Genomic DNA, 11,120 nt, shown 5'->3' on the forward strand with positions numbered 1-11,120 from the left:
CACCGGCGAACGGCACCGGCGAACAGCCAGAACACGGATGACACGGAGCTCACCGAACCAACACGGATAAGCCAACAGCGCTTTTCGCTTATCTGTGTTGTTTCCTTCGTATCGGTGTCATCCGTGTTCTGGCGGTTCGCGGTTGCGATCTCGCCGTTGAGCACCGCTGCTGGCCGACCCCGGTGCTTGCTTTGGCGGCGTCGGCTGCTGGTCGTGGCCCCGGGGCATGGACGGCGCGTGGCGGACTCGCCACATTAGCGCACGGTAAATCAGTTGAGCAACCGCAGCGCCACGCTCCCCTCTTCCCGCTGAATACCTCCATGTCCAGGACTCTGCACCGACGCGCCGCCTCTTTGGCCGCGCTCTCGCTCCTGTGTGCACCCATTGCGGCGCACGCGCAGGAATTCGACAAGCTCCACTTCCGCTCCATCGGCCCCGCCACGATGTCGGGGCGCGTCTCCGATCTCGCCATCTACGAGGCCAATCCGGCCATCTGGTACGTGGGGACGGCGCACGGCGGCGTGTGGAAGACCACCAGCAATGGCGCGCTCTTCACGCCGCTATTCCAGGATCAGGGCTTGATCGCGATCGGTGATGTGGCCGTGTCGCAGATCAATCCCGATCTCGTATGGGTGGGCACCGGCGAGTCGAACAATCGTCAGAGCACGTCGTGGGGCGGCGGCATCTACAAGTCGACGGATGGCGGCAAGACGTTCGCGATGATGGGGCTCCCGCAGTCGAAGCACATCAATCGCATCGTGATTCATCCCACCAATAATGATGTGGTGCTGGTGGCGGCGACCGGTCCGTTGTTCGGCCCGGGCGGCGAGCGCGGGGTGTACAAGACCACGGACGGTGGGAAGAGTTGGAAGCAGGTGCTCAAGGGGGACGACGACACGGGTGCGAACGACCTCGTGATGTCGGCGACCGATCCGAACATCCTCTTCGCGTCGATGTACCAGCGCCGTCGTACGGCCTGCTGCATGAACGGTGGTGGCCCGGGCAGCGCACTGTGGAAGTCCACCGACGGTGGCGACACCTGGACCAAGGTGACCGGCACCGGCTTCCCGACCGGCCCGTTGGGGCGCATCGCGGTGGATGTGTTCCGTCAGAGCCCGAACATCGTGTTCGCCACGGTGGAAGGCCCGGCGCCGGGCACACAGCGTGCGGCGGCCGCCACCGAAAACATGGAAGCGGCACCGGCGGCACCGGCAGGGCGCGGGGTGGTGGCCGGTGTGTCGGGCGTCTACAAGTCCACCGATGGCGGCGCCACGTGGACCAAGCAGAGCAACACCAATGCGCGGCCGATGTACTTCAGTCAGCTGCGCATCGATCCGGTGAATCCGGAGCGCATCTACATGGGCGGCGTGGGCCTCCACCTGTCGGTGGACGGCGGGCGCACCTTCGAAACCGATGCGGCGCTGGTCACGCATGACGACGTGCACGGTATCTGGATCGATCCCAAGAATCCCGATCACGTCATCATCGGCAATGACGGTGGATTGGCCACGTCGTACGACATGAGCCGCACCTGGCAGTTCATCGAGAACGTGCCGGTGGGGTTGTTCTACCACGTGGGCTTCGACATGGAGACGCCGTACAACGTGTGCGGCGGCATGCAGGACAACTACGACTGGTGCGGACCCAGCGCGTCGCGCATGAATCGCGGCATCTTCAACTACGACTGGTTCCAGATTCTGGGCGGTGACGGCTTCGTAGCCATTCCCGACCTGCGTGACTCGCGTATCATCTACACCGAGTCGCAGGACGGCAACATGGTGCGTCGCAACAAGGTGACGGGTGAGTCGAAGTCGATCCGCCCTACGCCGCAGAATGTGGTGAACGCCACGGCTGGCGAAGCGTATCGCTTTCATTGGGACACGCCGCTGATGCTGTCGCCGAACGATCCCGGCGTGCTGCTGGCGGCGGCCAATCGCGTGTTCCGCAGCACTGATCGCGGTGACTCGTGGACGGCGATCAGCCCCGACCTCACGAAGAACGAAAAGCGCGACAGCATCGTGACGATGGGGCTGAAAGGCAGCGACATCGCGATCTCGCGCAACGACGGCATTTCACAGTGGCCCACGATCGTGGCGCTGTCGGAGTCGCCGAAGCAGAAGGGGGTGTTCTACACCGGCACCGACGATGGCACGGTGAGCATGTCGAAGGACAACGGGGCCACGTGGCAGAACATCACGAAGAACCTGCCGGGCTTCCCGGTCGGTCACGCCTTCGTGTCGGAAGTGGTGCCGTCGCGCTTCGAGTCGGGCACGGTGTACATCACCGTCGACAATCACCGCCTCAACGACTACGAGCCGTACATCTGGGTGAGCACCGACTTCGGCGCCAGCTTCAAGTCGCTCACCGCCACGCTCAAGGGCGAAGTGGTGAAGACGCTCACCGAAGACACGCGTAATCCCGACGTGCTCTACATCGGCACCGAAACGGGGATCTTCCTCACGCTCGATCGCGGCAAGACGTGGAAGCGGTTGAAGGCGAACTTCCCCACGGTGCGCGTGGACGAGCTCACGATTCATCCGCGTGACAATGCCTTGCTGGTGGCCACGCACGGCCGCGCCTTGTGGATTCTCGATCATCTCGAGCCGATTCAGGAGTTCAGCGCGGCGCAGAAGGCCGATGCCACGCTGTTCACGCCGGGCCCGTCGTTGCAGTGGAAGGCCAAGGACGACCGCAACGACGAGTTCTGGGGCCATCAGTTCTTCACCGGTGAGAACCCGCCCACGGAGACGGTGCTGCAGCTGCACCTGAAGAAGGCGGTCACCAACCCGATGTTGCGCATCAGCGATGCGAGCGGTGCGGTGGTACGTGAACTGGCGCTGCCGGCCGCCAAGAACGTGGCGGGCATCCAGACCGTGTGCTGGGATCAACGCGTCGAGCCGATCCGCGAGGCCACGCCGGCTGGCGGTCCTCCCGCTGGCGGTCCTCCGGCTGGCGGTCCTGGCGGTGGATTCGGCGGTGGCGGACGCGGCCCGATTCCGGGACTCCCGACGCCACTCCCGACGATCGGCTATCTCCCCGACAATCCGTGTGCGGCGGCGGGCGGCGCCGGTGGTGGCGGATTCGGTCGCGGCGGCGGCGGGGCCAACCAGGGTCCGCAGGTGTTGCCGGGCACGTACACGGTGGCGCTGGTGGTCGACGGAAAAACGGTGGAATCCAAGCCGCTCACCATCGTGATGGATCCGCAGGTGCAGCTCACCGGGGCGCAGCGCGTGGCGTACAACGCCCTCGCCACCGAGCTGCACAGCGCGCAGCAGGCGGGTGCGGCGGCGGCGGCGCCGATGACGGCGCTGCTGGCCGAAGTCCGCAAGGCGGCGGCCAAGATGGACTCCACGCCGACCCTCGCCGACAGCGTGAAGACGCAGTTCGCGGCGTTCCGAAAGGACTTCGACGCGGTGCGGGCCAAGCTCGGTGCCGGTGCCCCGGCGATCGCGTTCGGCCCGGGCGGCGGCGGTGGCGGCGCGGGCTTCGGCACCAACGACACCAACGTGCTGGCGCGCCTGGGCGCGGTGAAGACCGGCATGCTGGGGCTGTGGGAAACGCCAAGCGAGTCGGTGCAACGTCAGGCCGCGTCGGCCAAGGCGGCCGTGGAAGCGGCCGTGACCGAGTCGAAGGCGTTCATGGCGCGGGCCCGCAGCATCAGTGCGATGCTGGCCGCCAACGGCATTACGCTCGCGGTGCCGGCGAACTAGCCGTTCGGCACCGAACGGATGGTCGTTGGGATACCAAACATGAGGGGCCGGTCCGCAATGGACCGGCCCCTCATGGCGTAACGGACATCCAGTCAACGCCTTACGGGCGCTTGGCCACCAGTTCGATCTCCACCGAGGCATTCAGCGGCAGGCCGGCCACGGCCACCGTGGTGCGCGCCGGGAACGGCGCCGAAAAGCGCGTCGTGTAGGCCGCGTTCATGGCCGAAAAGTTCGCCATGTCGGTGAGGTACACATTGCACTTGATCACGTCGTCCATGGTCAGGCCGGCGTCTTCCACCACGGCCTGCAGGTTGTCGAACACGCGGTGCGTCTGCGCCGTGACATCCCCCTCGATGAGCGTGCTGGTGGCCGGATCGATAGGCGTCTGACCCGAGCAGTACAGGAGGTCACCCGCCCAGACGGCGTGCGAGTACGGGCCGATGGCGGCAGGACCGCGCGGGCTGAAGGCAGCAGAACGGGGCATGGGAAGTCGGGAGGGTGGCGGGACAACGTTGTGCGGCTCAGCAATTTTATCGACGGCCACAAGTTTGGTCTACGTGAAGCCGATTATATGTCGTATGCGTGCGGACGCCCATCACCTCCAGCTCGTCCCGACCGACTTCGACGAATCGCCCGTGCACGCCCTCGTGCGCCGAATTCCCCCGGGCGATAATCTTCCCGCGCTTTCGAACGGAATCATCGAAGCGATCGCGGAGTTGGACGACGACGCGAACTCGCTGCAGCGCCTGACCAATCTGGTGCTGCGCGACTACGGCCTCACGCTGCTCGTGGTGCGCACCGCCAACAGCGCCCCCGACCTGCGCTCGGGTCGTGCCATACAAAGCGCGACGCGCGCGACGATGATGCTGGGCGCGAAGACCGTGCGTCAGCTCGCCAGCAGCATGCTGCTGTATGAGAACTTTCAGCAGCGCTCGCCGGCGCTGAAGGCGCTGATCGTGCAGTCGCTGCTCACGGCGAGTCACGCCCGCGAGGTGGCACACAAGGTCGGCCTGCAGGATCCGGAAGAGGCGCACCTGTGCGGCATGTTCAGCAACCTTGGCGAAGTGTTGACCGCCTTTCACTTCGCCGAAGACTACGCGCGCATTCAAACGATGATCCGCGACGAGGGGCAGTCGGAGACGATCGCCGCCAACGCGGTGTTGGGCTGTACGTACGCCGATCTCGGCGCCGAGATGTCGCGGTACTGGGGCATGCCGGACATGGTAACGGAGAGCATGCATGCAAGCGCGTCGACGTCGACGTCGTTGTCGGCGGCGGTGACGGCATTCAGTGATGACCTCACGGGGGCGCTCTACGGTCAGGACCAGACGCCCGACGGCGCCGGTGCGGCACTCGACGAAATGCTCAAGCGAAACAGCGCCACAATCGACATGAGTCGCGAAGAGGTGCATGACGTCATTTCGTCTGCCCTCAACGAGACACGCGAGCTGTTTTCGAACCTGAACAGTCCGGGCGATCGGCAGCTGCTCGAGCGGCTGTGGGAATTGGCGCGCGGGGCCATCGGTGGGCCGGCGCATGGAACCGGCAAGTGGGAGGCCGTCACGCCGAAGCCGAGCGAAGTCCGCGCGTTGCAGCGGCGCGATCGCTTGCGCGAGGAGCTCGAGAGCGCCGCCAACGCCTCATCTGGCACCGCGCTCGGCGACGTGTTCCTGATGGCACTGGAAGGTGCCTTGCGCGGCGGCCCGTTTGATCGCGTGATCGCGTGCATCCTCGATGCCGACACAGGCCGACTGGTGGCGCGTTCGGGACTCGGAAACGATATCGAAGCGGTGCTGCCGCACTTCGATTTCCCGATGGACATCAACGGCGGTCCGCTGGTGACGGCTACGCAGCGGCGCGCACCGATTTACCTGCCGAACCACCGCCCGATGAACGCGATCGAAGCGCGCTGGGCCGGCTCGCTGCGTGTCGCGCAGTTCGGCGTGTTCCCTCTCGTCGTGTCGGGCACGATCGTCGGGTGCCTGTACGTGGATCGCGTGACGGACGGTGCGATGGCGGCGATCACCCCCGATGGCGCCACCCTGCACTATGTGAAATCGCTGAGTGACATCCTGGTGACGGCGATCGCGGCGCGACGGCGGTTATCGACGGCAGCACCAGTCGAACCAGCGCGATCACCGTGAGATCGGTTCCGTTGCACGGCACTGGGTGACCGCGAGTTTACGCGGGTGATCGCGGATGGCGTGTGCTCCGCGCCCCTACCTCGCCCCGCGATACCGCCGCGCCGCCAGCACGCCCGCGATGAACCCGCCCAGGTGCGACTGCCAGCTGATCCCGACCTGACCTGGCGCGATACCGAGCACCAGGCCGCCCCACACCACGGCCACGAGCAGACTGAGCATGATGCTTACGAAGCTGCGCGCGTACCAGCCACCGAGCAGCAAGAAGCCGAAGTAGCCGAAGATCACGCCGCTGGCGCCGATGTGCACGGAGCCCGGTGCGCCGAGCAGCCACGCCATGAGCCCCGAGCCGAGCATCGCGAACAGCGTGACGGGGAGAAAATGTCGCGCATCGCGTAGCATCACCAACCAGCCCATCGCCAGAAACGGAATGGTGTTGGCGATCAGGTGCTGCATGTTGGCGTGCAGGAACGGCGCGAACAGGATGCCGCGCAGTCCGGTGAGCGTGCGTGGAATCACGCCGTACTGCATCAGCGCACCGCCGGCGATGCCGTTCACCACGAATGCGGTCCACGTGGCACCGACGGTGGCACTGAGTGTGGTGACTTGCTGCTTGACGGTGCGCGTGACGCGCTTGGCGCTCCGGACGACTGGGGACTTGGCCACGGTGCGTTACACCGGCGATCCAACGAGTTTGCCGATCAGCGCCGTGGACACCATGGCGATGGCGCCCCAGAACGTGACGCGGGCCGCACCACGCCAGCGCGCCGCGCCGCCGAGCTGCGCGGCCAGCATGCCGAGTCCGCCCAGCGCCGCGATGGTAGCGCCGAAGATGAGCGGCGTGAGGATCGCCGCTGGAGCCAAGAACACCAAGAGCACCGGAAGCGCCGCACCAACCGCGAACGCGGCGGCCGATGACAGCGCGGCCTGAATGGGGCGGGCGCGTGTGTGTTCGAAAATGCCCAACTCGTCGCGCGAATGCGCACCGAGCGCGTCGAATGCGGTGAGTTCGATGGCGACCTGCTTGGCCAGTTCCGGGCTCAACCCACGCGACTCGTAGATGCCGGCCAGCTCGGCGAGCTCGCGCTCGGGCTGCGTGGCCAGCTCCATCTTCTCACGCGCCATATCGGCCGTCTCGGTGTCGGACTGCGAGCTCACCGACACGTACTCGCCGGCCGCCATCGATAGCGCGCCGGCCACGAGCCCCGCCAGTGCCGCCACCACCACCGAGGCGCGATCGGGCTGCGCGGCCGCGACACCAACCACGAGACTGCTGGTGGAAATCAGCCCGTCGTTGGCGCCGAGTACCGCGGCGCGCAGCCAGCCGATGTTGGCGCTCTTGTGGGCTTCCGAGTGGATGGCGGTCATGAACGCACCGAAGAAAGAGAGGCGTCGAGAAGCAACCGATGAAATATCGCTGGTCACGGCGACCAACCACGCCCCCGAAACCCGTCGGCGAAGAACATCCTGTTGGCCCCCGAGCGACTTCGTCATCTCCGACCGTTCCGCCGCGATACACCGGCGATTCCGCACGATCAGCGCCACGCGTGAAATCGGTCGAATGCCGCCCGACTCATCCGCGCGCCGTTCTCTAGCGCAACGACGACCTCATCGGTACACTCAAACGTTCGTTGCCCCTAAGACCTTTCGCCCATTGTCAACGCCACGATGTCCCGCAGCGCGACCGCCTCAATTTACGCGCTTGCCCTCGAGAGCGGATTGCCCGTGGCGATCCTCATCGAACGGGTGGGCGGCGAGGTGGTGCTGGTCAACGACGGTTTCCGTGCCCTGTTCGACCTTGACGAGGCCGACCTCGATGATCCGTTGGGCGCCGCGGCCGCGACCTTCGATGAGCCTCGCGTGTTCGTCGATGGGCGGACGTCGGAGTCGGTCCCGCGTCATGATCGCCTGCGTCAGCGCAACGGACGGACGATCGAACGCAAGGTGCGGGCGCTCTACGATGCGGATGAACTGCTCGGCTGGGTGTGGTCGTGCACCGACGTCACCGAGGCGCAGGAGGCGGGTGGTGCCTTCGCCCGCGTGCCCGACTTCCATCGGCGCGTCGTCGATGCGCTGCCGGCGCAGCTGGCCGTCTTCTCGTCGAGCGGTGTGTACGAATACGTCACGCCAAGTGCCATTGCCGACCCGGACGTGCGAGAATGGATCGTCGGCAAGACGGACGAGCAGTATGGCGCGCTCCGTGGTTTGCCACCGGAGGTGTCGCAGCAGCGTACGCGGCTGATTCGCGAAGTCCTCGAGACCGGACAATCGAAGACGTTCGAGGAAACGTTCACGACGCGCGCCGGCGAGCGAAGGTACTTCCGCCGCTTCGTGTCGCCAGTGTTCGACAGCGACGGGGTGGTTCAGCATGTCCTCGGCTACGGGCTCGACATCACGGAGCACCGGATCACCGAAGATCAGTTGCGCCATGCGCAGAAGATCGATGCCATCGGGCGCCTGGCCGCCGGCATCGCGCATGACTTCAACAATCTGCTCACGGTGATCGTGGGGTGCAGCGAGTCCCTGCGTGACGAGATCGATGCCGACGATGAACGGCAGCGGCTGGTCGAGGGCATTCTTGACGCTGGCGATCGCGCGACGGAATTGACCAAGCAGCTGTTGTCGTTCAGCAGACGGGCCCCGGTGGAGCCGCAGCTGCTGAATGTGAGCACGGTGGTCGAGAATACGCTCACGATGCTGCGGCGCTTGCTCGGCGAGCACATCACGATACGACTGGCCTTGAGTTCGGAGGCAGCTACGGTCCGCGCCGACCCGGGGCAATTGAAGCAGGTGTTGCTGAACCTGTCCGTCAACGCGCGTGACGCGATGGCATCGGGAGGGACCCTCACACTGTCCACGCGTCACCGCCGCATCGAGCTGCCTACCGAGGCGGCCGCGTTGGGGCTTCCGACGGGCGAGTATGTGGAGCTGCTCGTCGCCGATACCGGCACCGGTATGAGCGACGAGATCCGCGCGCATTTGTTCGAGCCGTTCTTCACCACCAAACCGGTGGGGAAGGGCACCGGTCTCGGACTGTCCATGGTTTACGGCATCGTCACGCAGGCGGGTGGTCAGCTGCAGGTCGACAGCACCGTGGACGTCGGCTCGACCTTTCGCGTCTTGCTGCCGGCGGTGGCCATGGATGCCGCTCCGTTCCCCACTGCCGCGAACACTCCTCCGCTGAGCCCCACGCCGGGAACGTAAACGCTCCCGCTGGTCGAAGACGACGTCTCCGTGCGCACGTCTATGCGCACGTCCATCGACTTGATGATCGCCGACGTGGTCATGCCCGATCTCGGTGGACGCGATTTGCGCCGCGCGATCGAAGCAGAAGCCGTTCGGTATCGACGCCTTGGCCGCGCAGGTGCGCGCATTACTCGATACCACCGCGGGTGGACTGGAGCCGGCCCCCGCGCGCTAAATGATGTTCCGCTCGAGCAGCGGTGCATTGTCTGTCAGGCGTTCGACGTGCAGTGGCGAGAGATCGAGCACACCATACGCCCCCGTCGCGATCAACTCGGCCATGCCGAGCCCAACGGCCGGCGCCTGTTGCAGGCCATGACCCGAAAACCCGGCCGCCACGAACACGTTGTCGGTGCCGGGCAGGCGACCGACCAGTCCGTTCTGGTCGAAGGTGTTGTACTCGTAGTACCCCGCCCACGAGCCGGTCACCCGCAGCGCGTCGAACTGCGGCACCCGCTCCGCCAATCGTGGCCACAGCCATTCGTCGAACAGCCCGTGATCAACCTGATCGAGTGGCACATCGTCGATATCCGCGCCGCGCGGCGGTGAGCCGCACAGAAATTGCCCGGTGTCGCCGTCGGAACGGAACCAGAACCCGCTGGGGTCGATCACCAGCGGACATCCGGGCAGCGGCCCCGGCGCCTGCAGCGAGAACACGTCGCGCTTGCGGGCACGAACGGGCAAGTCGAAGCCAAGCATGCCCGCCAACGGCGACGACCACGCGCCGGCGGCAATGAGCACCGCGTCTGCCGCAACGCGGTCGCCAGCAGCGGTGATCACCGACTGCACCACGCCATCGCGCACGTCGAAATCGACCGCTTCGGCCTCGAGAAAGCGTGCGCCCTGCGCGATGGCGTGCTGCCGGAACGCCTGCAGCGCGGAGTAGCCGTCGAACCAGCCTTCCCCACTGGTGGCCGTCGACAGCCCCAGCGATCCCAGCGCGATCTCCTCCAGCGACAACCACGGGAATCGCTGCCCAAGCTCGCTCGGTGACAACAACGCCACCGCCGCCCCACAGCGGGTTTGCAGCGCCTGATTCTCCTCGAGCACGTGGGCGCCGGCCGCGGTGGCGAGATACAGGTAGCCGGGTTCCACCAAGCCGATGCTGGGGCGATCAGCGCCCACCGCCAGTCGCGAGCCGATGTCGCGGTAGAAGGCGAGGCTCTGCTGCGAAATCCGGATGTTGATCTCCGTGGAGAACTGCTGCCGGATGGCACACACCGAGAGCGCGCTGGATGCCTGGGCGTACGAGGCGTCACGCTCGAGCACCGTGGCGCGAATTCCGTGGTGCGCGGCCAGGAACGAGGCAGTGGCGGCGCCCATCACCCCCCCACCGATGATCACGACCTGCATGGAGGGGTCCATCTGCTGGTTCCGCATGGCGTCTGGAGACATAGAATCCCAAGATGCTGCCGTACCATTCCGCCCAACAGGTCCACGCCGCCTTGCATTGGCCCACGCTGGTGTCCGCACTGCGCAACGCCTTCGCGGCCGGTGCCACGGTGCCGCGCCGTCATGCCCACGCCCTCAGCGAGCGGGACTCTCTGCTACTGATGCCGGCGTGGAGCGATGAGGCCCTTGGCGTAAAGGTGGTGACGGTGATGCCCGACTCCCGTGCGGCCCGCACGGTGCAAGCGCTGTACCTCCTGCTCGACCGGCACACGGGCGAGCCGCGTGCGGTGGTCGACGGCGAGGCGCTCACGGTGCGTCGCACGGCCGCCACCTCGGTGCTGGCCGCGAGCTATCTGGCGCACGATGATGCGAGAGACTTGCTCGTGATTGGTACCGGCACGCTGGCCCCGTACATGGTCCGCGCGTACTGCGCCATGCGGCCGGCAATCACCCGGGTACGGATCTGGGGACGTACCGCGTCGCGCGCCGCGGCCCTGGCCGAAGCGATGGCGAGCGAAGGACTGCCGGTGGAAGCCTGCGCTGGCGACCCCGAGGCCCTGCCCACCGCCGTGGCCGCGTCGCAGATCGTGTGCGCGGCCACGACGTCGCGCACGCCGGTGCTTCATGGTGCATG

Annotated in this window: 8 protein-coding genes and 1 pseudogene; 5 read left to right on the forward strand and 4 right to left on the reverse strand. The window is 66.3% G+C overall.

Annotated elements, in window-relative coordinates:
• Nucleotides 1-320 precede the first annotated feature (320 nt).
• Nucleotides 321-3,710 (forward strand): hypothetical protein, encoded by a 3,390-nt coding sequence (locus tag ACIRA7_RS11470; protein WP_396220978.1) that lies wholly within the window; start codon nt 321-323, stop codon nt 3,708-3,710.
• Between the two features lie 100 nt (nt 3,711-3,810).
• Here ACIRA7_RS11470 and ACIRA7_RS11475 read toward each other — a convergent pair whose 3' ends face one another.
• The gene (locus ACIRA7_RS11475; protein WP_396220979.1) at nt 3,811-4,194 is read right to left on the reverse strand and encodes a Rid family detoxifying hydrolase; all 384 of its coding nucleotides are present in this window, start codon (nt 4,192-4,194) and stop codon (nt 3,811-3,813) included.
• A gap of 94 nt (nt 4,195-4,288) precedes the next feature.
• Here ACIRA7_RS11475 and ACIRA7_RS11480 point away from each other — a divergent pair, with 94 nt between their 5' ends.
• Nucleotides 4,289-5,854, forward strand: a complete 1,566-nt coding sequence (locus tag ACIRA7_RS11480; protein WP_396220980.1) for an HDOD domain-containing protein — start codon at nt 4,289-4,291, stop codon at nt 5,852-5,854.
• A gap of 75 nt (nt 5,855-5,929) precedes the next feature.
• On the opposite strand, the gene ACIRA7_RS11485 is transcribed toward ACIRA7_RS11480, so the two are convergent.
• Both ACIRA7_RS11485 and ACIRA7_RS11490 read right to left on the reverse strand, forming a co-directional pair.
• The gene (locus ACIRA7_RS11485; RefSeq protein WP_396220981.1) at nt 5,930-6,517 is read right to left on the reverse strand and encodes a rhomboid family intramembrane serine protease; all 588 of its coding nucleotides are present in this window, start codon (nt 6,515-6,517) and stop codon (nt 5,930-5,932) included.
• A gap of 6 nt (nt 6,518-6,523) precedes the next feature.
• Nucleotides 6,524-7,219, reverse strand: a complete 696-nt coding sequence (locus ACIRA7_RS11490) for a VIT family protein (protein ID WP_396220982.1) — start codon at nt 7,217-7,219, stop codon at nt 6,524-6,526.
• A 300-nt stretch (nt 7,220-7,519) separates the two neighbouring features.
• Here ACIRA7_RS11490 and ACIRA7_RS11495 point away from each other — a divergent pair, with 300 nt between their 5' ends.
• Together ACIRA7_RS11495 and ACIRA7_RS11500 are read left to right on the forward strand one after the other, a co-directional pair.
• Nucleotides 7,520-9,055 carry an ATP-binding protein gene (locus ACIRA7_RS11495; RefSeq protein ID WP_396220983.1) on the forward strand — a complete coding sequence of 512 codons (1,536 nt, stop codon included), beginning with the start codon at nt 7,520-7,522 and terminating at the stop codon, nt 9,053-9,055.
• A 94-nt stretch (nt 9,056-9,149) separates the two neighbouring features.
• Nucleotides 9,150-9,272: a hypothetical protein gene (locus tag ACIRA7_RS11500; RefSeq protein ID WP_396220984.1), complete on the forward strand. Its 123-nt coding sequence runs from the start codon at nt 9,150-9,152 to the stop codon at nt 9,270-9,272.
• Here ACIRA7_RS11500 and ACIRA7_RS11505 read toward each other — a convergent pair.
• Complete coding sequence (locus ACIRA7_RS11505) at nt 9,269-10,489, reverse strand: NAD(P)/FAD-dependent oxidoreductase (protein ID WP_396220985.1); 1,221 nt, start codon at nt 10,487-10,489, stop codon at nt 9,269-9,271. The two genes, ACIRA7_RS11500 and ACIRA7_RS11505, sit on opposite strands and share 4 nt — an antisense overlap.
• 11 nt (nt 10,490-10,500) lie before the next feature.
• On the opposite strand from ACIRA7_RS11505, the pseudogene ACIRA7_RS11510 reads away from it, so the two are divergent.
• Nucleotides 10,501-11,120, forward strand: a pseudogene (locus tag ACIRA7_RS11510) (ornithine cyclodeaminase family protein); the annotation flags it as partial.

This window comes from Gemmatimonas sp. (assembly GCF_044376735.1).
In the GTDB taxonomy this organism is placed as follows: Bacteria; Gemmatimonadota; Gemmatimonadetes; order Gemmatimonadales; family Gemmatimonadaceae; genus Gemmatimonas.